Source organism: Tamlana sp. s12 (assembly GCF_016767215.1).
Classification (GTDB): domain Bacteria; phylum Bacteroidota; class Bacteroidia; order Flavobacteriales; family Flavobacteriaceae; genus Pseudotamlana; species Pseudotamlana agarivorans.
In genome coordinates this window covers 665881-688222 of sequence record NZ_CP068547.1, presented here as the reverse complement: position 1 = coordinate 688222, position 22342 = coordinate 665881, and the positions used below count along the sequence as shown (strand labels likewise).

The following is a 22342-nucleotide window of genomic DNA, read 5'->3' as shown; positions in this document are numbered from 1 at the left end:
ACCATCATGAAAAAGTATATATACACAAGTTTAATAGCGATTTTAGGGCTTTTCCTGTCCTGTACAGATGTTATTGAGGTGGAAGTCCCAACAGCCGATCCACGATTGGTTATAGAGGCTTCCTTAGATTGGGAAAAAGGCACTCCAGGTAATTATCAAACGGTTAAATTGAGTACCACAACGCCTTATTTTGATACCGATCAATCCAATGCGGTTACCAATGCCGTGGTTTCTGTCACACGATTAAGCACGAATGATATTTATAATTTTGTAAACAAAAATGATGGGACCTATACTACTAATGAATTTGTGCCAGTTTTTAATGAGGATTATGCGCTTACGGTGCAGTATGAAAATGAAACCTATACCTCTACAGAAACTTTGTTGCCTACAACGCCAATAACCTATATTACTCAGTCGCGAAGTGGTGGTCTTTTACCCGATGCTCTAGAGGTTAATGTGCATTTTGATGATCCTGAGGATGAAACTAATTTTTATATTTTGAAATTCCTACGTCAAGGTGATTTGTATCCAGAGTTAAGAGATGTTTCAGATGAATTTTTAAACGGAAATGAAATTAATATTTTTTATGAAAAACGTGGCGATGATGATGAAGACGAATTTCAGCCGGGTGATACCGTTGATATTAATTTGTATAATGTATCCGAGCGTTATTATAGATTTATTCAACTGTTAAATAGTCAATCCGGATCTGGAAACCCATTTGCACCTACCCCAGTTGAATTACGCGGAAACTGTATTAACCTTACAAACCCTGAGAACTACCCTTATGGCTATTTTCGTGTGACGGAAACCGATAAACAAGATTATACTTTTATAGAATAACCTGTGAACTGAATTTTTATGCTGATGATTTTTGTGTAGGTATTTTAATTTGAAGGTTTAAAATATAGCATATCTTGTTGTATGATAACATATACAAGGGAAGCGTTAAAGCGAGATGTTTAGAATTTAAATAAGTATGAATTTTGTTTTCACTGAAGCAAGTACGCTCCAAAAGCAGCTACTATAAAATAAATTGTGATGTTCCTTGCGCCGTCGAAGTCTTTTGCGATGCGCTGGCCCAGTAAAAAGATTAAAAGCAGTATACACGACAGTATGCAAGTTATATGCGCATATAGTTTGACTTGAAAGGCTATAAGTTGGTAAATGCCCAAAACAGAAAATACAGTGATTAAAGCTTCTAAAAGCACAACAAAAACTAAAATAGGAGGTATGAGATTGACTAAAAAGGTTTTTGAAAAATATTGTTTTAAGAATAAAATCTGACCTTTCCAATCGCTCACCTTATCGTAAAAACTCATGATAAAAGTGATGCTTAAAAAGCTTAAAATGAGGAGTTCGGCGCTATAGGTTAAAATGGTTTGCATCCTGAAAATTTAGGCCTTTTTGGTATGGAGTAACCGGGTGAGTTTTATAGATAAATCGGTTAGAATAATTTTCGAATTACCATTGCGCTCTATGTGGTAAATGGCATCTTGTAATTCGTTACTAATGTCCATAATGTTATTTCCGTGAACAAAAGGCGCGAAATTTTCAAGTTTAAATTTATCGGTTTTTGGTTCGAAAAACACCAAATCGGTGGCGTTGTAATTTAATAGTAAAGCCTGACGGAAAAAATCGAGACAAAAGTTTAAAAATTGCTTTTGTGTTTCACGTCCCGTTTTAGCAATATCCTCACTCCAAGATATTAAATCGTGAATAGCAGCTTTGTTGCCCTTGGCTTTAAAGGCACTACGAATCCAGAAAATAAACCAAGTTTCAAACTGAATGTCCTCCGAATCGCGATAAATAAGGTCACAAGCCTTATTGTAGTTTCCGTTAGATTGGTGGGCGATTTTGGTGGCCTGAGCGGGTTCTACCTCATATTGTTTAATCAGGGCGTCTTTAATAACCTCTTCAGCTAGCGGTGGAAAATGTAAAATTTGACATCGCGAGCGAATGGTGTTTATAATCTGCTCTTCATCTTCGGCAATGAGAATAAAAACCGTGTCTTTTGGCGGTTCTTCAATCAGTTTTAAAAGTTTATTGGCACAGGCGGTATTCATTTTTTCGGCCATCCAAATAAGCATGACTTTATGACCACCTTCGTAAGATTTTAGGGTAAGGGATTTTACAATTTCAACGGCTTCATCTACACCTATTTGTCCTTGTTTGTTATCCACACCAAGGAGTTTATACCAATCGAAAAGATTACCGTAGGGTTGTTCATTTAAGAGCTGGCGCCATTCTTCCAAATAAAAGCTTGAAACGGGTTTGCTTTTAACCTTATCGCTAGTGGTTACAGGAAAGGCAAAATGCAAATCGGGATGCGAAAAGTTTTTAAACTTTAAGTTACATGACTCGTTACCTGTATTGTTTTCGCCGCCAGAGTTTGAACACAGAATATATTGGGCATAAGCCAAAGCCATGGGCAAGGTGCCACAGCCTTCTTTACCAACAAACAATTGCGCATGCGGAATACGGTTGTTATCAACACTTTGTGTAAGGTGTTTTTTAATGTGTTCTTGGCCTAAAATATCGGAGAATAACATGAGACAAACTTACATAAAAAATTAATCTTTGATGTGGTTTATTTGGAGGACTGAAGTTTCACAGAGATACACTGAGTAAGCACGAAGATTCACAGAGAAAATTGTTTGAGACTTTTGGTTGAGATACGTTCAGTTGTTGATTTGAAGCTGATCTATTCCTATGAAAACGAAGGTTCCGCAAGAAGGATTGAGCAATTTGTTTGAGCTCCTCGCAGAGAGCGAGTTGTGAAAGCCTGGTTGCCATTTTTCTTGGCAACTTGCCCAGTAGCTATTTATTTACCAAGGATTCTGTGATGCGTACCGAGGCGATTTTTGAGGCGATAACACCTAAAATGGAAATGGTAAAAAACACAATAAAAAAGTTTTCAACCTCTATGGCAATAGGGTAGGCCAGGGTTGGAGTAATCATGACCAAGCTGAATTTTTGCTGCAAAAGGGTCACGCCAAAAGCGATGAGGATGCCAATAATTCCGCCAATAATACTCATTAAACTACCTTGGAGGAAAAAGATTTGTCGGATATCTTTTATGGTTACACCGATATTGAAAAGCGTAGAAAGGCTTTGTTTTTTATCTAACATCATCATGATTAAGGAGCCAATCACATTAAAAAAGGCAATAATTAAAACCAATGTAAATATTAAATACACCACTAAATTTTCGGTGTTGAGCATTTTATACAACGAGTCGTTTAACTGGGCTCGGTTTTTTAAAATGACTTTATCGCCTAAACTGTTTTGAATTTGTAAGCGGGTTTGTTCGACATCGGCACCTGGTTTAAGCTTAAACTCGATGGTTGAAATTTGATTGGGTTTGTAATTTAAAAGTTTTCTAGCCAAAGCGAGAGATGAAAAGACATAGGTTTCATTGAGGCTTTCATTGATAAAAAACACACCAACATTAATAACTTTTACGGTATTAAATGCTGTTTTAGCAGAAGTTATAGCACCTTTTCCTGGTTTAGGAACGTATAGATTGATGTTTTTTGTGAAGTTTAAAACGCCTAATGATAAATCGTTTGAAATACCCCAACCTACAACAATTTGATTGCTGTTTTGATCTAACCAATTCCCATGGTCGATAACTGAATCGATACTAACAACGCTTTGAAAATTTTCGTCGACACCTTTAATAACGGCTAAAGCATTTTTGTCTTGAGACTCAATAATGATGCGCTCTTCAATGGTTTTTGAATAGGATGTGATGGCATCAATTTTATTAAGACTCTCAATATTTTCTGGGGTAAGAATGAATGATTTCCCTGTGGCAGCTTCGGCTTTAAGATCGGGGTCGACTACACTCGTAAACTGAAGGGTGAAATCTTTTAAGCCTGAGAAACCAGAAAGCACAATAAATAGGGAGCCAGCACCTAAAATAACTCCTGCAATGGCGATATAGGTAATGAAATTGATGGCATTATTGGTGCTTTTGGAGCGTAAATAACGCTTTGCGATGTATAATGAAACATTCATGAGGTTAATATTATGAAAAAATAATGATTTAGAACTGAATTAAACTTTTACCATTTTCTAAAACATGGCCATTTTTCACCCATTTTTTACCTTTTTTTCTTTCCGTAGCTCAACTATGGAACTCAAAAAAACTTTCAAATGGTCAAAAAATATCTAATTTTCGCTTAAACGCAAAAAGTTTAATTCAGTTCTTAATGAATGTTCAAAACCAGACTAAAAAGAATTATGATTTTTTTCTAGAGTCTAACATCGAAGGATCTTTGATAGGATTCTCGTCACCTTTAAGTGATTTTTCAATTTTATCGATGTATTCTAGTGAATCGTCTATGAAAAATTCTAAATGAGGCATGCGACGTAGTTGATTTCGTGTGCGTTGTGCCAATTCATGACGAATTAATGGGGTGTTAGATTTTATACCTTCAAGTAGGGTTTTAGCTTTGTCGTTAGGAAAAATGCTTAAATATACTTTGGCTACCGATAAATCTACGGTGACTTTAACTTTAGAAACAGAGATTAATACACCACGCATGCCGCCTTGAGTGGCTGCTTTTTGTAGCACATCGGCTAAATCGGTTTGTAAAACCGTTCCTATCTTTTTTTGTCTTTGACTTTCTTCTTCCACAGTATAAAAAATTATAACCCTTAGAGGTTTAGACTGCAAAAATACGGATATTTAGAGATTTTAAAGGCTTTAGTTGGTTATTTTCGTATTTTGATTGTTGTTTGGGTTCGTTTCATGATGTTTTTCTGGTTGTGGTTTAAATAAGTTCATATCGTGTTTATTTAGATGGTAATCAATCATATTGGCGTAGGAAGGTCCGTAACTCAGTAATTAAATAAAGGTTGATTTGTTTTATGAAGAAAATTGAACATGTCGGTATTGCTGTTAAAAGTCTAGAAGATTCCAACGATTTATTCTCAAAGTTGTTGGGAAAACCGCATTATAAAACTGAAATGGTAACTAGTGAAGGTGTAAATACATCGTTTTTTCAAGTTGGGGAAAATAAAATTGAACTGCTCGAAGCCACCCGAAACGATAGTCCCATTGCCAAGTTTATTGATAAAAAAGGGGAAGGTGTGCATCACATCGCTTTTGATGTAGAAGATATTTATGCTGAGGTTGAGCGTCTTAAAAAGGAAGGTTTCAGTATTCTTAATGAAACGCCTAAAAGAGGTGCCGATAATAAGCTGGTGGTCTTTTTACATCCAAAATCTTCCAACGGCGTATTAATTGAATTGTGCCAAGAGATAAAGGAATAATTTTCTTGTGAAGTATTAAAATAAGTAGTAATATTGCACTCCAATTTCGGTCCTATAACTCAGTTGGTTAGAGTATCTGACTCATAATCAGAAAGTCCCTGGTTCGAGCCCAGGTGGGACCACATCTAGAAATTGTAAAGCCTTACAGCAATGTGAGGCTTTTTTTTGTAAATTTATTTTTTAGAAACCAGTACTTTTTTAAAATCAAAGGATTAAGTTTGCTCTGGATATAAGTTTAGAATATTAATTTATAGATTCATAAGAAGATGAAAACTATAAATGTACGCTAATTGAAAAATAATTTTATGTTAATATCGTTTACTAATAATTTTTTTTAAATTTGTTCATGTATGAAAGACAAACAATTTAAAAGAGGTATTCTTGTAGGCTTATTTTTAATAGTAAGTTTTGCTGGAACAGCTTTGGTTCAAGATCCTCCTGTGCCAGCTCCACCACCCCCTCCAGGTCTTCCTATAGATGGTGGTATTCTTGCGGGTATAGTTGTCGCTATAGCTTATGGAGCTAAAAAAACACTTTTTAATAAAGAAAAGTAGTTTTTTATACTTTATTTAAGGCGTTTAAGCGCGCCACATACTTTCCTAATACATCAAATTCTAAATTCACAACACTTCCCTTTTTAAAGGTTTTAAAATTAGTGTGCTCGTAAGTGTAGGGTATTATAGCTACGCTAAATTGGTCTTTTTGTGAGTTTACAACGGTTAAACTTGTGCCGTTTACAGTTATTGAGCCTTTTTCAATGGTGATATTGTTTAAAGCTGCATCATATTTAAAAGTAAATATCCAACTACCGTTTTCTTCTTTCACTTCCGTACACACAGCGGTTTGGTCTACGTGTCCTTGTACGATATGACCATCGAGTCGGTCGCCAAGTTTCATAGCACGCTCTAAATTGACAGCATCATCAATTTTTAAAGTGCCTAGATTTGTTTTATTTAACGTTTCTTTAATGGCGGTTACAGTATAGGCGTCTTCATCAACCTTCACCACAGTTAAACAAACGCCATTATGTGCTACACTTTGATCGATTTTTAATTCGGAAGTGATGCTGCTTTTTATAGTGATATGTAGGTTGTCTAGTTCATTTTCTAAATGAGAAACCGTACCAATCGTTTCAATAATTCCAGTAAACATAATATTGTGGGTTTATTTAATTAAATTTGCTGCATCAAAATTACAAACAAAAGTTATCATTATTTAATGACGGAGACAGAAAATATAGTAGTAGGAATATCCATAGGTGATTTAAACGGCATTGGTGGAGAAATTGTTTTAAAAACATTTGAAGATGCAAGAATTTTAGATTTTTGTACTCCCGTAATTTTTGCTTCGTTTAAAGTCATGACTTTTTATAAAACGCATTTTAAATCGGAGATAAATTTTAATAGTATAAAAGATTTAGATCAGATTACTGCAGGAAAGGTTAATGTTTTTAATTGTTGGAATGATCCTGTTAAAATTGAATTTGGTAAAGAAGATGTTACTATAGGTACCTTTGCTATAAAATCGCTAGAGGCGGCAACTAAAGCTTTAAAAGAAGGTTTTATTAATGTGTTAGTGACAGCACCTATAAATAAACATAACATTCAATCGGAAGCTTTTAAATTCCCTGGGCATACCGATTATTTGGCTCAAGAATTAGAAGGAGAAAGTTTAATGTTTATGATTAATGACAGATTACGAGTTGGTTTACTTACCGATCATGTTCCTGTTAAAGATGTAGCCAACCACATAACGCCAAAACTTATCGAGCAAAAAATAAATACGGTTTACGAATCCCTTAAAAAGGATTTTAAAATACAAAAACCGAAAATTGCCGTTTTAGGGATTAATCCACATACAGGGGACAATGGTGTTATTGGTCATGAAGACGACGATGTTTTAAGACCAACTTTGCAAAAAATAAAAGAAAGTGGTAAATTGGTGTATGGGCCATATGCGGCCGATAGTTTTTTTGGTTCTAATAATTATAAAAACTTTGATGCTATTATCGCTTCGTACCACGATCAAGGGTTAATTCCTTTTAAAACTTTATCTTTTGGTCAAGGCGTAAACTTTACGGCGGGCTTAAATAAAGTGAGAACCTCTCCCGACCACGGGACAGCCTATGAAATTGCTGGAAAAGGTGTAGCCGATGAAAATTCTTTTAAGGAAGCGGTTTACAGCGCGATGCAAATATTTAAAAATAGAACCGATTATGAAGAACTCACTGCAAATCCCCTAAAAAAGGCATCGCGTAGTGAGCGTCGTTAACCCCTTGATTGCTAGTTTTTTTGGGTAAAACCAAAATAAATTGAGATATAAACAAAAAAATGTTAATAAGTAATGCTCCGTAAATAAAAATTTATATATTTGCGGGCTCAAAATAGATGTGATTATGAAGTCGTTAAAAGAGTTTACAATTCCATTTGTAGGGTTAAAAATTGGCAAGCATCATTTTGAGTATGAAATTGAGCAATCGTTCTTTGAACATTTTGAGTATGAAGATTTTAATGATGTTAAGGTTCATGTTGATTTAGTTTTAGAAAAAAAATCAACATTACTAGAATTACATTTTAAAATTTCTGGATGGGTTAATGTCCATTGTGATCTCACTAACGAACCTTATAATCAAGATATAGAAAACGATTTTGATTTGGTAGTCAAGTTTGGTGATGAATATAACGATGAAAACATTGACTTATTAATTCTTCCTCATGGAAGTTATGAAGTTAATATTCAGCAGTATATTTACGAGTTAATTATTCTTGCTGTCCCTATTAAACGTATACATCCAGGTGTTGAAGATGGCACCTTAGATTCGGAAATACTCAAAAAATTAGAAGAATTAAGCCCTAAGCTTAAGGAAGACGAAACGAAAGTGGAGTTAGAGGATATTGATCCTCGCTGGAATACATTAAAGAAATTATTAACGGATAAATAGAAACTTAAAATGGCACATCCTAAGAGAAAAATCTCGAAAACAAGAAGAGATAAAAGAAGAACACATTATAAAGCAACTGCGCCACAGATTGCTACATGCCCTACAACAGGTGAGGCACATTTATATCATAGAGCTCACTGGCATGAAGGAAAATTATACTACAGAGGTCAAGTATTGATTGATAATTCTGCAGAAATAGAAAATGTGGCATAATTAGTTATGCACGCATATTAAAAAACGCTCATTTATGAGCGTTTTTTTTATGAATTAATTTTTATGATTAACAAAAACGCGTAATTTGCAGAATATTATTTCAGAATTTAGTAGTTTTCGCCAAATTTTGAACGTTTTTGTCCATTTTTAATAAATTTTTGGTCAAATTAACTATAAAGTTATGAGTAAAGTCTCAGCGGCAATCACAGCTGTAGGTGCATATGTGCCAGAATACGTATTAACCAATCAAATTCTTGAAACGATGGTTGATACCAATGACGAATGGATTACATCCAGAACCGGTATTAAAGAACGCCGTATTCTTAAAGATGACGGTAAAGGTACATCTTACCTAGCTATAAAAGCCGCCCAAAATCTCATTGAGAAAAACAATTTAGATCCCAAATCTATCGAGTTGGTTATTGTTGCAACAGCAACACCAGACATGAAAGCAGCCTCAACGGCTTCTTATACAGCAACTGAAATTGGTGCAACCAATGCGTTTTCATTTGATATGGACGCTGCTTGTTCTAGTTTCTTATTTGGAATGTCGGTTGCAGCCAGTTATATCGAATCTGGAAGGTATAAAAATGTATTACTTATTGGGGCCGATAAAATGTCGTCAATAATTAATTATAAAGATAGAGCCACGTGTATCATTTTTGGTGATGGCGCTGGAGCGGTTTTATTTGAAGCTAATGATGAAGGTTACGGTCTTAAAGATGAATACTTAAGAAGTGATGGTACTGGACGTGAGTTTTTACAAGCCACTTATGGTGGTTCATCCCATGCTTTAACAGCTGAAGTTCTTGAAAAAGGTGGTCACTATGCTTTCCAAGAAGGACGTACCGTATTTAAGAATGCCGTGTTTAATATGGCTGATGCAGCAGTAAAAATATTAGAACGAAATAATTTAACCAAAGATACCGTTGATTGGTTAGCAGCTCATCAAGCGAATAAGCGAATTATCGATGCTACAGCCCAACGTATTGAGTTAGACGAAGAAAAGGTGATGATTAATATTCACAAATATGGGAATACTACATCAGCAACTTTACCTTTATTAATAAATGATTATGAATCGCAATTAAAAAAGGGAGATAATGTTATATTTGCCGCTTTTGGAGGCGGATTCAATTGGGGGTCTATTTATTTAAAATGGGCGTACGACTCTAAAAACTAACCACTAAATAATTAGCAATATTATGGATATAAAAGAAATTCAGAACTTAATTAAGTTTGTTGCCAAGTCTGGTGCAAGCGAAGTTAAACTAGAAATGGATGATATTAAAATCACCATTAGAACTGGGTCTGAGTCAGACACAACTATTGTTCACCAAGTACCTGCGCCACAAATAGCGCAACCAGTTGCTGCTGCTGCTCCTGTTGTAGAAGCAACCGTTCCAGCTGCTGCCCCTGCCGCTGCTGCTCCTGCCGATGAGGATTCAAAATATATAACTATCAAATCTCCAATTATTGGAACTTTCTATAGAAAACCATCTCCAGATAAACCATTATTTGTTGAGGTTGGACAAACTATAGCTGAAGGTGATGTACTTTGTATTATTGAAGCGATGAAACTCTTCAATGAAATTGAGTCTGAAGTTTCAGGAAAAATCGTTAAAATATTAGTTGATGATTCTTCACCAGTTGAATTTGATCAACCATTATTTTTAGTAGACCCATCTTAATTTTAGATTATTAGGGCGCCAATTTTTAAAGGGATAACCCTTTAAATTTTCGAAGGACCCAATGATCTGTATAATCTAATTCTAACAAGATGTTTAAAAAAATATTAATAGCCAATAGAGGTGAAATAGCACTACGTGTTATTAGAACCTGTAAAGAAATGGGCATTAAAACCGTGGCTGTATATTCTACAGTCGACGAAGAAAGTCTACATGTAAAGTTCGCAGACGAAGCTGTATGTATTGGACCAGCAGCGAGTAGCGAGTCTTATTTAAAGATGTCAAATATTATATCTGCTGCAGAAATTACTAACGCAGATGCCATTCATCCAGGTTACGGATTTTTATCTGAAAACGCTAAATTCTCAAGAATTTGTGAAGAGCACGGTATTAAATTTATCGGAGCTTCTCCAGAAATGATTGACCGAATGGGAGATAAAGCGAATGCTAAAGCAACTATGAAAGCTGCAGGTGTTCCTTGTGTTCCAGGTAGTGATGGGGTTATTGAATCTTATGAAGATTGCGAAAGAATTGCTGAAGAAACAGGTTACCCAGTCATGCTTAAAGCTTCTGCCGGTGGTGGAGGAAAAGGTATGCGTGGTGTCTTCAAAAAAGAAGATTTAAAAGCAGCTTGGGACTCAGCAAGACAAGAATCGAAAGCTGCCTTCGGAAACGACGATATGTACATGGAAAAACTTATTGAAGAGCCAAGACATATTGAAATACAAGTTGTAGGTGATTCTACTGGAAAAGCCTGTCACTTATCTGAAAGAGACTGCTCGGTACAACGTCGTCATCAAAAATTAACTGAAGAAGTACCTTCCCCATTTATGACGCCTGCATTGCGTAAAAAAATGGGTGAAGCGGCTGTAAAAGCGGCAGAGTACATTAAATATGAAGGTGCTGGAACTATTGAGTTTTTGGTAGATAAACACAGAAACTTCTACTTCATGGAAATGAATACGCGTATTCAAGTAGAGCACCCTATTACTGAACAAGTGATCGATTTTGATTTAATTCGTGAGCAAATTTTAGTAGCTGCTGGTGTGCCAATTTCTGGTAAAAACTATTTACCAAAATTACACTCTATAGAATGTCGTATTAATGCTGAAGATCCTTTTAATGGTTTTAGACCATCACCAGGAATGATTACTACATTACATGCTCCAGGAGGTCACGGTGTGCGTTTAGATACTCACGTGTATGCTGGTTATGCCATTCCGCCAAACTACGATTCTATGATTGCTAAGTTAATTACAACGGCGCAAACTAGAGAAGAGGCGATTAATAAAATGAAGCGTGCTTTAGATGAGTTCGTGATTGAAGGTATTAAAACGACCATTCCATTCCACAGACAATTAATGGATCACCCAGATTACTTGGCTGGTAATTATACCACTAAGTTTATGGAAGATTTCGTTATGAAAAAGGAATAGTAAAACCATATAGAATAAAACTCCGAAATTGCTTTCGGAGTTTTTTTATGCCTTATTTTTACAGTCAAATATCTAGTATTTACTTATGCGTTTTTTTAGATTTCTGTTTAAAATTTGCTTTTGGTTTGTTGTGTTTACTCTGGCTTTAGTGCTTCTGTTTAAATTTGTGCCAGTGCCATTCACCCCATTAATGGCTATTCGTTATTTTGAAGACGATTCATCCAAAGTATTAAAACATGATTGGGTTTCTATTGATGACATTTCTACTAATTTACAACGTGCAGTCATCTGTAGTGAAGATCAAAATTTTTTAAAACATGCTGGTTTTGATTATAAAGCCATAGAAAAGGCGATTACTTCTAACCAAAAAGGAAAACGTATGCGTGGCGGAAGTACTATAAGTCAGCAAACGGCTAAAAATGTATTTCTTTGGCCAGAACGTAGCTGGGTTAGAAAAGGTTTTGAAGCCTATTTCACTTTTTTAATAGAGTTGTGTTGGTCTAAACAGCGCATTTTAGAAGTGTATTTGAACAGTATTGAAATGGGTAAAGGTATTTATGGAGCTGAAGCAGCTTCGAAGTATTGGTTTAAAAAGTCAGCTAAAAACCTATCGCAATATGAAGCGGCTGCCATTGCGGCTATATTACCAAACCCGAGGAAATATATAGCTTCTCCCGCCACAGCTTACATTGAGTCTAGAAAAGCTTGGATTGTGAAGCAAATGCGCTATTTTGGCCCTTTAAAGTTTAAAGAAAAGGATCATGGCAAACGCTAAAACTAAGGAGGCATTATACGGTTTATGTTGCGATTTTATTGATGATCGATTTAAAACTATTCAAAAAACAATTTCCGAAATTCAAGAGTCTTTAACTTCAGAAACTAAAAGTAGTGCCGGCGATAAACATGAAACGGGTAGAGCCATGCTTCAGTTGGAACGCGAGAAAGCAGGAAATCAATGGTCTGAAATTCAAAAAACCAAAGAAATTCTGGATAAGGTCAATGTGGGTAAAGTTTCTAAGCAGATTGGTTTAGGGAGTGTGGTTTATACCAGTCAAGCCAACTATTTTATTGCTATTAGTGCAGGCGTCCTAAAAGTAGAACAAGATCATTTTTACGCTATTTCTTCAAATACCCCTATTGGGAAATTATTAATGGGGCATACCGTAAATGATGTCATCACCTTTAGAGATCAAAATTTCACCATCACAGGTGTCTTTTAATGGCTTTATTTTTATTAGCCGATTAACTATAGTGCAAGAAGGAAATTCTGTTAACACCCCTCTTATTTTGCTTCTACCTCTATCTCTATACCAAGTTTAGCTTTCTAAACATTATTTTTAGAGTTAACTTTTTATGTTTTTCCACCAATCTCCGTGGTATTGATTCTATAATTTTATAGTTATACGCTCGTCATCTATTTATGAGGACTGCTTTTAAACTATTAAAAATCAATATTATGAAAATTAAGAAACTATTGGTTATTGCTATATGCATCATAGGAATGATGTCTTGCAATAACAAAAAGAAGGAAAATAATTCGACGTCAGATCCTAGCTATTCACCAGAGATTGAAAACGATATGGAACATAATAAATCAGCAACTGAAGCAGAGGTGCCACAGATTAAAGTTGATATAGCCTCTAAAAGCGGAAGTCATGTGTCAGGTACTATTGTTTTTACAGAAATTAATAATACTGTAAAGATGATGGCAGAATTTGAAGGTTTAAAACCAAACACCGTTCATGCCGTACATTTACATGAGACTTCCGATTGTTCTGCTCATGATGCCAAATCCACAGGAGGACATTGGAATCCAACAAATACCAAGCATGGTAAATGGGGAGATGTTCAAGGATATCATCGTGGTGACATTGGTAATTTTACAGCTGATGAAAACGGAAAAGCCACTATTAATTTTGAAACAGACGAATGGTGTATTTCTTGTCAAGACACAACGAGAACCATTAATGGCCGTGGTATCATAATTCACGAAGGTAAGGATGATTATAAAACACAACCCACAGGAGATGCAGGAGCTAGAATTGCATGTGGTGCTGTTATGTAATAACATTATTTTATTATCTAAATAATTTTAAAGACAGGGGTCAGGTTAACAATAACTTGACCCTATTTTTGTGTCTTTAATTTAAAATTTTAATGCACTAGCCTTATTTTATTTTAACTTGTCATTTTTTTTAAAGTTATCTATGTTTTACGCTATTTCATTTTTATGCTTAGTTGCTATAGTCATTTTTGCTTTCCGTTTGCTAAAAACAAAAAAGCCGGACACTTTTCCAGAGGGATGGAAACAGCTTTTAGTGGAGCATGTTGCTTTTTATAAGGCCTTAACACCTAAACAGCAAAGGGTTTTTGAAAATCGTATCATGATTTTTCTAAATGAAGTTAATGTTGAGGCTGTTGAATTTGAGTTAGAGGACTTAGATCGATTGTTAGTAGGGGCTAGTGCTGTTATTCCTGTATTCGGATTTCCAGAATGGCATTATACCAATTTGAGTGGTGTTATTTTATATCCGGATAATTTTAATGCCGATTACGAATTTGGGCATAAAAACGAGCGCCGAAATATTATGGGCATGGTTGGTACAGGCCGTTTAGAAAAGCAAATGATACTTTCTAGGAAGGCTTTACATCACGGATTTTCTAATGCGAATGATAAAAGCAATACCGCTATACATGAGTTTATACATCTCATAGATAAAATGGATGGTGCTACCGATGGTGTACCGGAGTATATTATGAAACACAGTTACAGTATTCCCTGGTTGAATCTCATTCATAAAGAAATGGAAGCCATACATAAAAACAAATCGGATATAAGAAGTTATGGGGGAACAAATCAAGCGGAATTTTTTGCTGTAGCTTCCGAGTATTTCTTTGAAAATCCTAAGCTCATGGAAAAGAAGCATCCCGAATTATACCGTATGCTTCAAATGTGTTTTCATACTAAAAATTGAAACTAGTTTCTTTTATCTGCTTTTAAGCTGCTTTTCGAGGAGTACCACTTATTTATTCACCACAAGATATACCTCATCAGATGTCATTAAGGGCTTATCATGCTCAAAAAATATGGTTTGACCTTTTAAATCGGCTTCCACCAAATAGAAATGTCCCTTGTAATAGGCGCGTTTAACAGTAGCTTTTATATTGGAATGATTTACCACTTGCAATTGATGGGCATAAACTAAATCACCATCAATAGTATTAAATTCCCCGAAAAAAGATGCAATTAAGGGTGTTTTAGGGCTTTTATATAATTTTTCAGGGGTATTGTGCTCTAAGATTTTATGATCGCTTAAAACGATCATTTGATCGGCAAAACCTAGCACGTCTTCTTTGTCATGCGTGGCTACAATGCAGCTGATGTTTTTTTTCTTCAGATATTGAAACACATTCCGTCTTAAACTTTGCTTTTTGAAATTATCAATATGGCTAAAAGGTTCATCTAAAAACATGATTTCGGGCTGTTTTGCTAAAGCCCGCGCTATGGCTACCCGTTGTTTTTGTCCGCCACTTAATAGTTTTACTTTGGTTTTTGCGAAAGCTGTAAGTTCTACCACTTCAAGAAGTTCGGCAGTGCGTTCTTTTTTTTCCTCGGGAAAGAAGTTAGATAGGAATTTTCCAATATTTTCGGCTACCGAGGTAAAGGGCATCAAATCAAATTCTTGTGCCACATATTTCATAAAATCGTAGCCAACTACCAAGTTGTATTTGGGTCCTAGAATTTCGTCTTCCTTCCAAAAAATATGTCCGCCATCCAAATCATATTCGCCATACAACAGCTTTAAAAGGGTGCTTTTTCCGCAACCACTTTCTCCAATAATGGCTAAGTTTTCACCCGGTTTTACCTGAAATGATATATTGGTTAAAACAGGTTTTTTATGATAAGAAAAAGTAAGTTGATCAACGCGTAGCATATGGAAGAAGTCCTAATAATTAAGACGATAAAAATCGTTTGAGGTTTTAAAATTATACAAGGATAGTTAAAAAAAATGAGCCAAATCCTCTAATTTAGAATTTGGCTCAAAGGTATTATTTATATAAACATGTTTATATTTTATTCGGTAAGCTTTTAAATTTCATATTGTCTAATGTAAAGCCAAAAATATCGGCATATTGCTCAATAGTTTTACTAATAGGTGTTCCAGCGCCATGGCCCGCATCGGTTTCAATACGAATTAAAACGGGATGTTTTCCAACTTGTTTGGCTTGTAAAGCAGCAGCAAATTTAAAACTATGTGAAGGAACAACGCGATCGTCATGATCGCCAGTTGTAATTAGAGTTGCAGGATATTCAAAGCCTTTTTTCACGTTGTGAACAGGTGAATATTTTTTAAGGTATTCGAACATCTCTTTACTGTCTTCTGCAGTCCCATAATCATAGGCCCAACCGGCACCAGCTGTAAAAGTGTGGTATCTTAGCATATCTAAAACACCAACTGCTGGTAAGGCGACTTGCATAAGATCTGGGCGTTGTGTTAAGGTTGCTCCAACAAGTAAACCACCATTTGATCCACCTCTTACTGCTAAGTACTTTGATGAGGTGTAGTTGTTTTTAATTAAGTATTCGCCAGCAGCTATAAAATCATCAAATACATTTTGTTTTTGCATTTTTGTTCCAGCATCGTGCCATGCTTTTCCGTATTCGCCACCACCACGTAGGTTAGGTACGGCATAGATACCACCTTGCTCCATCCATACAACATTAGGAACACTAAAGGTTGGAGTTAAACTGATGTTGAAACCGCCATAGGCATAAAGCATGGTTGGATTTTTTCCGTTTAACTCTAAGCCTTTTTTATAGGTAATCATCATTGGAATTTTAGTACCATCTTTTGAGGTATAAAATACTTGGTGACTTTCGTAATCGTTGCTATTAAAATCAATAGCAGGTTTCCAGTATAATGTTGTTTCACCAGTTTCAAGGTTTAAGGTGTAGATGCTTGAAGGTGTGTTATAGTTTGTAAATGAAAAGTAATCGATTTTTTCATCTTTTTTACTACCAAATCCGCTTGCGGTTCCTAATCCAGGTAATTTAATTTCTCTTATTAATTCGCCTTCAAAATTGTACTGTTTTACCTTAGATAACGCATCGACCATATAGTGTGCTAAAATGTAATCTCCACTAGTAGATGGTGATAACACATGCTCGGTTTCAGGAATTAAATCTACCCAGTTTTCTGGTGATGGATTCGAGGCATCAACAGTTACAATTTTTTTGTTTGGTGCGTTTAAATTCGTTGCTAAGAATAATGTACTCCCATTGTTTTTCAAAACATCTGTATCGCTATCACTATGATTTAAAATGGTAACAAAAGGGCTGTTAGGTGCGGTTAGATCTTTAATAAAAAGTTTGTTTCCTGAGGTAGAAATACTCGCCGAAATGATTAGATACTTGTTATCTTCAGTAACATCCGCCATGATATAACGGTGTTTTTCTTCAGGAGTGCCACCAAATATTAAAAGGTCCTCTTTTTGAGGAGTTCCTAATTTATGGTAATATACTTTGTGCTGATCGGTTTTAGCTGAAAGCTCACTACCTTTTGGTTTATCGTAACTTGAATAATAAAAACCTTCATTTTTGAACCATGACAATCCAGAAAATTTAATATCTACAAGCGTATCTTCAATAATTTCTTTGTTTTCAGTATTCATTAAAATGACTTTTCTCCAGTCGCTTCCGCCTTCAGAAATAGAGTAAGCCAAAATTTTTCCATTTTCAGAAAAACTAAGTCCGCCAAGGGAAGTTGTACCATCTTTAGAGAAGGTATTAGGGTCTAAAAAAACTTCAGCTTCATCATTGCCTTTTTTTCTGTAAATCACATTTTGGTTTTGTAAACCATTGTTTTTAGAAAAATAGGTATAATCACCTTCCTTAAACGGGGCGCCTACTTTTTCGTAGTTCCATAATTCTGAGAGTCTTTGTTTTAAGGTGTCTCTGTACGGAATTTGATTTAGATAATCGAAAGTAGCCTTGTTTTCTGCCACCACCCAAGCTTCGGTTTCGGGACTTCTATCATCCTCTAGCCAGCGATAAGGATCTTTAACTTTCACACCAAAGTAGGTGTCTACGGTATCAACTTTTTTTGTTTCAGGGTACTCAGCAATTATAATGTGAGATGTTTTTGCTTCTTGTTTACAGGCCATAAATAGAATTAGAAATAAGACGGAACATGCGAATTTATACATAATTTTCTGCTATTTTTAAGTTGTCAAAAATATAGAAAACTTAAAAGAATCAAGGAGTTATAACTAGTAAAAAGGCTTAAGGAAAAGTTAAAACTGCAGTGAATTCGCGTACCTGAAATTTACGTTTTATTAATGAAAATGTTTGTGGAAAAAGCGACGTAATTATTCGATGCAAAAAAACTCCTACAGATGTTGCAGGAGTTTTTTAAAAGTATAAAGTTATTGGTATTAAACCAATCCGTTTTTAATTAAGTATTCAGCAATCTGAATGGTGTTAGTCGCCGCACCTTTTCTAAGGTTATCGGCTACAATCCACATATTAAGGGTGTTTTCTTGTGATTCGTCACGTCTAATACGACCTACAAAAACCTCATCTTTATCATGCGCGTAAATTGGCATAGGGTAGGTGTTTGTGCTGGTATTATCTTGAACAACAACACCTGGAGTTTCACTTAACAGTTTACGAACATCAGCCAAATCGAAATCCTTCTCGAATTGTACGTTAACAGATTCTGAATGTCCGCCAGCTGTTGGTATTCTAACGGCTGTAGCAGAAACTGCAAAGCTGTTATCACTCAATATTTTTTGAGGTTCTTTAGCTAATTTCATTTCCTCTTTGGTGTACCCATTTTCTAAGAAAACATCACAATGTGGCAAGGCGTTTCTTCCAATAGGGTAAGGGTAAGCCATTTCGCCATCGATACCTGCAATTTCGTTTTCTAGTTGTTTAACAGCTTTTACACCAGTTCCAGAAACCGATTGGTAAGTGGATATTACAACACGTTTCATGTTGTAGGCTTTATGTAAAGGTGCTAGAGCCATTACTAATTGAATTGTAGAACAATTTGGATTAGCAATAATTTTATCTTCTTTAGTTAATTCACCTGCATTAATTTCTGGTACTACCAATTTTTTAGTAGGATCCATACGCCAAGCAGAAGAGTTATCAACTACTGTGGTTCCTGCTTCAGCAAATTTAGGAGCCCATTCTAAAGACGTGTCGCCTCCTGCCGAAAACAAGGCAATATCTGGGCGCATTGAAACCGCGGTTTCTAATCCAACAACTTTATAATCGTTTCCTTTGTAGCTTATTGTTTTACCTACCGAACGTTCTGAGGCAACAGGAATTAATTCTGTTACTGGAAAATTACGTTCTGCAAGAACTTTTAACATCACTTCGCCTACCATACCAGTGGCACCAACTACTGCAACTTTCATAATAAATAAATTTTCTATTTATATTAAATTTCTGAGAGGCAAAACTAAGTATTAATTCTATTTATAAATCTAAAAAAAGCACTCATTTTCTGAAAATGAGAGCTTTTTAACAAGAAATAACACAGTGTTATTTATTTAACAATTAATTATTTTTTTAACAAGTCTCTAATTTGGATAAGTAATTCTTCTTGAGTTGGTCCTTTTGGTGGTTCTGGAGCAGGCTCTTCTTTTCTCTTCATTTTATTCACGGCTTTAACAACCATGAACATCACGAAAGCTACGATGATAAAGTCAATAACATTGGTTAAAAATGCACCCCAAAGTATAGAAACTTCGCCTTCTACAACACCTTCAGCATTAGTAACGCCTTCAGTAATTACGTATTTGAGATCTTTGAAATCCGATTGGAAAATTAATCCGATTAATGGAGAAACAATGCCTCCTGTAAAAGAGGTGACCACTTCTTTAAAGGCGGCACCCATAACGAAACCAACAGCAATGTCGACCAAATTGCCTTTCATGGCAAATTCTTTAAATTCTTTTAGCATATTTTTAAATTTTGGTTAAGCGAACTGATTTATACTTTTTCCATTTGCTAAAAAATAATTTTCGCTTAAACGTAAAAAGTTTACATCAGTTCAGTTCTAAAAATAGTAAAAAGAATGTAACTAATTGGTTTAATGGTTGGTAAAAATACGCATAACGCGTTGCGAGATGTGTGTAATTAACTCGTAGGAAATGGTATTAGCTGCTTCGGCAAGATTTTCTGCAGTAGGCGATTCTCCAAAAACAATCACCTCATCACCTTCGTGGCAATCAATATGAGTAACGTCTACCATAATCATGTCCATACAAACATTTCCAATTATGGGAGCTTTTTGACCATGTATGGTTACAAAACCTTTACCATGTCCATAATGCCTACCAATACCATCGGCGTGACCTATAGGTAGAGTTGCCGATCTTAAGGTTTCGGTCGCTTTGAAGCCGCGATTGTAGCCAATGGATTCGCCTTCAATAATATTATGAATTTGAGAAATAACCGTTTTTAAAGTACCAATGGGTCTAAAATTCGGATTTTCCTTTTCGGAATTTCCAAAGCCATACAATCCGATTCCAGATCGTATCATGTCGAAATGTGCTTCGGGATAGTTTAAAATACCCGACGTATTGCAAATATGTTTTAATGGTTTTAGGCCGGTTTCTTTAGTGAAATTTTCAGCGATATTATTAAAATCTTCAATTTGGTTTAGGGTGAAGGTTTTTTCGTTTAAATCTTCACTGGCTGCCAAATGAGAAAGTATCGAAACCACTTCTAAAGTTTTGGTTTCACTCAACGTTTCAGCAATCATTTTAACATCGGTATGCCAAAATCCTAATCGGTTTAAACCCGTGTTAAACTTGAGGTGAACGGGATATTTTTCAATATTTTTTTCGGAAATAGCAGCTATAAATTCTTTAAGTATTTTTTCGTTGTATAAACTTGGTTCTAAACGGTTTTCAACTAAAATATCAAAGTTAACAATTTGTGGGTGTAGTATTAAAATAGGAGCTTTTACTCCTGCCTCTCGCAGGGCTACGCCTTCTTCAATAAAAGCCACTGCAAAATAATCAACCTGTAATTTTTCTAAAAAAAGGGCTATTTCACAAGAGTCATTGCCGTAGGCATAAGCCTTTACAACGGCTATAAATTTTGTTTGAGGTTTTAATTTCGATTTTAAGTAGTCAAAATTATGCTGAAGTGCTTTTAAGTTAATTTCGAGCACAGTCTCTTGTGCTTTAGGCATCGTCTTGATTTTTTTTGTTGGTTAATTCTTCGGCATCATTCACTTTCATATTTCTTACTTTATCACGCATCATGGCTTTGTAGTATGCCGCACGACTTAAAGGTTCGTATTCATTAACTTCGCCTAATAAAACCAAGCTGTCATTTTTGTTTTTTCGGTAACTGTATTGGGCTAAATTGCCAGTTTTTGTACAAACCGCATGTACTTTAGTGACGTATTCGGCAGTAGCCATTAAATTGGGCATGGGGCCAAAAGGATTGCCTTTAAAATCCATGTCCAAACCAGCTACAATAACGCGCACGCCTTTGTTAGCGAGGTCATTGCAAATGCGTACAATTTCATCATCAAAAAATTGAGCTTCATCGATACCAACCACATCACAACCGTCGGCTAAAATAGGAATGTTGGCAGCGGCAGGCACAGGGGTAGATCGAATTTCGTTAGCATCATGAGAAACGACCTTATCTTCATCATAACGAATATCTAAAGCAGGTTTAAAAATTTCTACTTTTTGTCTGGCAATTTGAGCGCGTTTTAATCGGCGTATAAGTTCTTCGGTCTTTCCGGAAAACATGGAACCACAGATCACTTCAATCCAGCCAAATTGTTCTTTATGATTTACTGTATTTTCGAGAAACATTTTGTAATTTTAACACTAAAACAAAGGAAATATTCATTTGCATAAAGGTGGCGCAAATTTATTAAAAATCAAAAGCCCTCAGGGTAATAATTAAAAATTTATAAACAATGAAGAAGAAGTTAGAATCGGATCTTGTTAGTATTGCACATAGAATTCTTAAGCTGAAAGGGAAAGAGGATGTGGTTAAATTACAAGCTGAAGCAGGGGCTTTATATGAAGCACTAACGGTACTAAAATTTGCTGAGGAAAATTTTGATGGTGAATTACCTAAAATTGGTAGCGATTCTTCGTTTTTTGGAATGTTAGACAGTGCGTTTAATAATAAGGTGAGTGATAATATTGAAGTTGAAGATAAGATATACGTTAATTTTGACGACGCCAATCGCGATGTCATTACCGAGCCCGCCATGGCTAAAATAAAGGATATGTTACAGCATATGCCTGAAACTCCCGACCCTGTGGAGCCTGTTTTTGAGAGACCTACCCCAGAAGAACCAGTTCAACCCATAGAACCAGTTAAGCCCGTAGAATCGGTTAAACCTGTTGAGCCACCGGTTAGAAAAGATGATTTCGACGATTTGACAGCTGGTTTTAAAGACATGCCTATTTTTGAACCTGTTTCTAAAGCTTCAAACGGAATGTCTCAGGGAAAAAAATCTTTGAATGACCGATTAAAAGTAGGTGGGTTTAAAATTGGTTTAAACGAAAAAATTGGTTTTATAAAACATTTGTTTGATGGGAAACATGAAGATTACGATCGTGTGATTTCGCAATTAAATACGATCGACTCTTGGGATAATGCTATGAATTTTATTCAGAATATGGTGAAGCCAGACTACAACAATTGGGAGGGGAAAGAAGAATTTGAAGAACGTTTTGTAGAAATTATAGAAGCTAAGTTTAATTAAGTTTACTTTTAAAAGTTA

At 35.4% G+C, this 22342-nt stretch carries 25 protein-coding genes and 1 tRNA gene; 15 read left to right on the top strand and 11 right to left on the bottom strand.

All coding sequences use genetic code 11. From position 1 onward, the window contains the following. Nucleotides 1–6: 6 nt before the first annotated feature. Nucleotides 7–846, top strand: a complete 840-nt coding sequence (locus JJL45_RS02920; RefSeq protein ID WP_202664237.1) for a DUF4249 domain-containing protein — start codon at nt 7–9, stop codon at nt 844–846. Between the two features lie 149 nt (nt 847–995). Here JJL45_RS02920 and JJL45_RS02915 read toward each other — a convergent pair whose 3' ends face one another. The 4 genes from JJL45_RS02915 to rbfA all read right to left on the bottom strand — a co-directional run bounded on the left by JJL45_RS02915 (nt 996) and on the right by rbfA (nt 4648). Beyond that, on the bottom strand, nt 996–1391 hold the full coding sequence (locus JJL45_RS02915; protein WP_068605050.1) for a hypothetical protein: 396 nt from the start codon (nt 1389–1391) through the stop codon (nt 996–998). 9 nt (nt 1392–1400) lie between these two features. Further along, entirely contained in the window at nt 1401–2555 is a 1155-nt protein-coding gene (locus JJL45_RS02910) for an ATP-binding protein (protein WP_068605051.1), read from the bottom strand. Nucleotides 2556–2823: 268 nt separating this feature from the next. Continuing rightward, the gene (locus tag JJL45_RS02905; protein ID WP_068605053.1) at nt 2824–4026 is read right to left on the bottom strand and encodes an ABC transporter permease; all 1203 of its coding nucleotides are present in this window, start codon (nt 4024–4026) and stop codon (nt 2824–2826) included. Between the two features lie 223 nt (nt 4027–4249). Continuing rightward, nucleotides 4250–4648: a 30S ribosome-binding factor RbfA gene (rbfA, locus tag JJL45_RS02900; RefSeq protein WP_067145483.1), complete on the bottom strand. Its 399-nt coding sequence runs from the start codon at nt 4646–4648 to the stop codon at nt 4250–4252. Nucleotides 4649–4881: 233 nt separating this feature from the next. Here rbfA and mce point away from each other — a divergent pair, with 233 nt between their 5' ends. The 3 genes from mce (at nt 4882) to JJL45_RS02885 (ending at nt 5840) form a co-directional block, all read left to right on the top strand. Continuing rightward, a complete protein-coding gene (mce, locus tag JJL45_RS02895; RefSeq protein WP_068605055.1) occupies nt 4882–5286 on the top strand; it encodes a methylmalonyl-CoA epimerase in 405 nt (134 codons plus the stop codon). A gap of 48 nt (nt 5287–5334) precedes the next feature. Continuing rightward, a tRNA-Ile gene (locus JJL45_RS02890) sits at nt 5335–5408 on the top strand. A gap of 228 nt (nt 5409–5636) precedes the next feature. Next, complete coding sequence (locus JJL45_RS02885) at nt 5637–5840, top strand: hypothetical protein (protein WP_202664236.1); 204 nt, start codon at nt 5637–5639, stop codon at nt 5838–5840. A gap of 4 nt (nt 5841–5844) precedes the next feature. Here JJL45_RS02885 and JJL45_RS02880 read toward each other — a convergent pair whose 3' ends face one another. Next, nucleotides 5845–6438: a riboflavin synthase gene (locus JJL45_RS02880; RefSeq protein ID WP_068605057.1), complete on the bottom strand. Its 594-nt coding sequence runs from the start codon at nt 6436–6438 to the stop codon at nt 5845–5847. Between the two features lie 66 nt (nt 6439–6504). Here JJL45_RS02880 and pdxA point away from each other — a divergent pair, with 66 nt between their 5' ends. From pdxA to JJL45_RS02830, 10 genes are all read left to right on the top strand, one after another. Further along, on the top strand, nt 6505–7557 hold the full coding sequence (gene pdxA / locus JJL45_RS02875; RefSeq protein WP_202664235.1) for a 4-hydroxythreonine-4-phosphate dehydrogenase PdxA: 1053 nt from the start codon (nt 6505–6507) through the stop codon (nt 7555–7557). 124 nt (nt 7558–7681) lie between these two features. After that, nucleotides 7682–8227, top strand: a complete 546-nt coding sequence (locus tag JJL45_RS02870) for a YceD family protein (RefSeq protein WP_068605060.1) — start codon at nt 7682–7684, stop codon at nt 8225–8227. Nucleotides 8228–8236: 9 nt separating this feature from the next. Next, nucleotides 8237–8440: a 50S ribosomal protein L32 gene (gene rpmF / locus JJL45_RS02865; RefSeq protein ID WP_067145427.1), complete on the top strand. Its 204-nt coding sequence runs from the start codon at nt 8237–8239 to the stop codon at nt 8438–8440. 181 nt (nt 8441–8621) lie between these two features. Further along, nucleotides 8622–9623, top strand: coding sequence for a beta-ketoacyl-ACP synthase III (locus JJL45_RS02860; protein ID WP_067145425.1), 1002 nt, complete (start codon nt 8622–8624; stop codon nt 9621–9623). A gap of 22 nt (nt 9624–9645) precedes the next feature. Further along, nucleotides 9646–10131: an acetyl-CoA carboxylase biotin carboxyl carrier protein gene (gene accB / locus JJL45_RS02855; RefSeq protein WP_067145423.1), complete on the top strand. Its 486-nt coding sequence runs from the start codon at nt 9646–9648 to the stop codon at nt 10129–10131. Between the two features lie 89 nt (nt 10132–10220). Continuing rightward, nucleotides 10221–11564, top strand: a complete 1344-nt coding sequence (gene accC / locus JJL45_RS02850) for an acetyl-CoA carboxylase biotin carboxylase subunit (RefSeq protein ID WP_067145421.1) — start codon at nt 10221–10223, stop codon at nt 11562–11564. A gap of 85 nt (nt 11565–11649) precedes the next feature. Then, nucleotides 11650–12339: a monofunctional biosynthetic peptidoglycan transglycosylase gene (gene mtgA, locus JJL45_RS02845; RefSeq protein WP_068605061.1), complete on the top strand. Its 690-nt coding sequence runs from the start codon at nt 11650–11652 to the stop codon at nt 12337–12339. Beyond that, entirely contained in the window at nt 12326–12784 is a 459-nt protein-coding gene (locus JJL45_RS02840) for a 3-oxoacyl-ACP synthase (protein ID WP_068605062.1), read from the top strand. Before mtgA ends, JJL45_RS02840 begins: the two co-directional genes overlap by 14 nt. Nucleotides 12785–13020: 236 nt before the next feature. Beyond that, nucleotides 13021–13629, top strand: coding sequence for a superoxide dismutase family protein (locus JJL45_RS02835; protein WP_068605122.1), 609 nt, complete (start codon nt 13021–13023; stop codon nt 13627–13629). 142 nt (nt 13630–13771) lie between these two features. After that, the gene (locus tag JJL45_RS02830) at nt 13772–14539 is read left to right on the top strand and encodes a zinc-dependent peptidase (RefSeq protein ID WP_068605063.1); all 768 of its coding nucleotides are present in this window, start codon (nt 13772–13774) and stop codon (nt 14537–14539) included. Nucleotides 14540–14587: 48 nt separating this feature from the next. Here the strand turns inward: JJL45_RS02830 and JJL45_RS02825 are convergent, their stop codons facing one another. The 6 genes from JJL45_RS02825 to JJL45_RS02800 all read right to left on the bottom strand — a co-directional run bounded on the left by JJL45_RS02825 (nt 14588) and on the right by JJL45_RS02800 (nt 21416). Then, entirely contained in the window at nt 14588–15499 is a 912-nt protein-coding gene (locus JJL45_RS02825) for an ABC transporter ATP-binding protein (protein WP_068605064.1), read from the bottom strand. A gap of 133 nt (nt 15500–15632) precedes the next feature. Then, entirely contained in the window at nt 15633–17729 is a 2097-nt protein-coding gene (locus JJL45_RS02820) for a prolyl oligopeptidase family serine peptidase (protein ID WP_242521409.1), read from the bottom strand. 270 nt (nt 17730–17999) lie between these two features. Next, entirely contained in the window at nt 18000–18989 is a 990-nt protein-coding gene (locus tag JJL45_RS02815) for an aspartate-semialdehyde dehydrogenase (RefSeq protein WP_067145406.1), read from the bottom strand. A 146-nt stretch (nt 18990–19135) separates the two neighbouring features. Beyond that, entirely contained in the window at nt 19136–19537 is a 402-nt protein-coding gene (gene mscL, locus JJL45_RS02810; RefSeq protein ID WP_068605068.1) for a large-conductance mechanosensitive channel protein MscL, read from the bottom strand. A gap of 129 nt (nt 19538–19666) precedes the next feature. Then, nucleotides 19667–20776, bottom strand: a complete 1110-nt coding sequence (gene alr / locus JJL45_RS02805; RefSeq protein ID WP_068605070.1) for an alanine racemase — start codon at nt 20774–20776, stop codon at nt 19667–19669. Further along, a complete protein-coding gene (locus JJL45_RS02800) occupies nt 20769–21416 on the bottom strand; it encodes a thymidine kinase (protein ID WP_068605073.1) in 648 nt (215 codons plus the stop codon). Before JJL45_RS02800 ends, alr begins: the two co-directional genes overlap by 8 nt. Nucleotides 21417–21523: 107 nt before the next feature. Between JJL45_RS02800 and JJL45_RS02795 the strand changes: the two genes are divergently transcribed. Further along, a complete protein-coding gene (locus tag JJL45_RS02795; protein ID WP_068605075.1) occupies nt 21524–22324 on the top strand; it encodes a hypothetical protein in 801 nt (266 codons plus the stop codon). Nucleotides 22325–22342: the final 18 nt, after the last annotated feature.

Coding starts and splice junctions, on each gene's coding strand:
- JJL45_RS02920 (WP_202664237.1), top strand. CDS start 7: ATGAAAAAGTATATATACACAAGTTTAATAGCGATTTTAGGGCTTTTC.
- JJL45_RS02915 (WP_068605050.1), bottom strand. CDS start 1,391: ATGCAAACCATTTTAACCTATAGCGCCGAACTCCTCATTTTAAGCTTT.
- JJL45_RS02910 (WP_068605051.1), bottom strand. CDS start 2,555: ATGTTATTCTCCGATATTTTAGGCCAAGAACACATTAAAAAACACCTT.
- JJL45_RS02905 (WP_068605053.1), bottom strand. CDS start 4,026: ATGAATGTTTCATTATACATCGCAAAGCGTTATTTACGCTCCAAAAGC.
- mce (WP_068605055.1), top strand. CDS start 4,882: ATGAAGAAAATTGAACATGTCGGTATTGCTGTTAAAAGTCTAGAAGAT.
- JJL45_RS02885 (WP_202664236.1), top strand. CDS start 5,637: ATGAAAGACAAACAATTTAAAAGAGGTATTCTTGTAGGCTTATTTTTA.
- JJL45_RS02880 (WP_068605057.1), bottom strand. CDS start 6,438: ATGTTTACTGGAATTATTGAAACGATTGGTACGGTTTCTCATTTAGAA.
- pdxA (WP_202664235.1), top strand. CDS start 6,505: ATGACGGAGACAGAAAATATAGTAGTAGGAATATCCATAGGTGATTTA.
- JJL45_RS02870 (WP_068605060.1), top strand. CDS start 7,682: ATGAAGTCGTTAAAAGAGTTTACAATTCCATTTGTAGGGTTAAAAATT.
- rpmF (WP_067145427.1), top strand. CDS start 8,237: ATGGCACATCCTAAGAGAAAAATCTCGAAAACAAGAAGAGATAAAAGA.
- JJL45_RS02860 (WP_067145425.1), top strand. CDS start 8,622: ATGAGTAAAGTCTCAGCGGCAATCACAGCTGTAGGTGCATATGTGCCA.
- accB (WP_067145423.1), top strand. CDS start 9,646: ATGGATATAAAAGAAATTCAGAACTTAATTAAGTTTGTTGCCAAGTCT.
- accC (WP_067145421.1), top strand. CDS start 10,221: ATGTTTAAAAAAATATTAATAGCCAATAGAGGTGAAATAGCACTACGT.
- mtgA (WP_068605061.1), top strand. CDS start 11,650: ATGCGTTTTTTTAGATTTCTGTTTAAAATTTGCTTTTGGTTTGTTGTG.
- JJL45_RS02840 (WP_068605062.1), top strand. CDS start 12,326: ATGGCAAACGCTAAAACTAAGGAGGCATTATACGGTTTATGTTGCGAT.
- JJL45_RS02835 (WP_068605122.1), top strand. CDS start 13,021: ATGAAAATTAAGAAACTATTGGTTATTGCTATATGCATCATAGGAATG.
- JJL45_RS02830 (WP_068605063.1), top strand. CDS start 13,772: ATGTTTTACGCTATTTCATTTTTATGCTTAGTTGCTATAGTCATTTTT.
- JJL45_RS02825 (WP_068605064.1), bottom strand. CDS start 15,499: ATGCTACGCGTTGATCAACTTACTTTTTCTTATCATAAAAAACCTGTT.
- JJL45_RS02820 (WP_242521409.1), bottom strand. CDS start 17,729: ATGGCCTGTAAACAAGAAGCAAAAACATCTCACATTATAATTGCTGAG.
- JJL45_RS02815 (WP_067145406.1), bottom strand. CDS start 18,989: ATGAAAGTTGCAGTAGTTGGTGCCACTGGTATGGTAGGCGAAGTGATG.
- mscL (WP_068605068.1), bottom strand. CDS start 19,537: ATGCTAAAAGAATTTAAAGAATTTGCCATGAAAGGCAATTTGGTCGAC.
- alr (WP_068605070.1), bottom strand. CDS start 20,776: ATGCCTAAAGCACAAGAGACTGTGCTCGAAATTAACTTAAAAGCACTT.
- JJL45_RS02800 (WP_068605073.1), bottom strand. CDS start 21,416: ATGTTTCTCGAAAATACAGTAAATCATAAAGAACAATTTGGCTGGATT.
- JJL45_RS02795 (WP_068605075.1), top strand. CDS start 21,524: ATGAAGAAGAAGTTAGAATCGGATCTTGTTAGTATTGCACATAGAATT.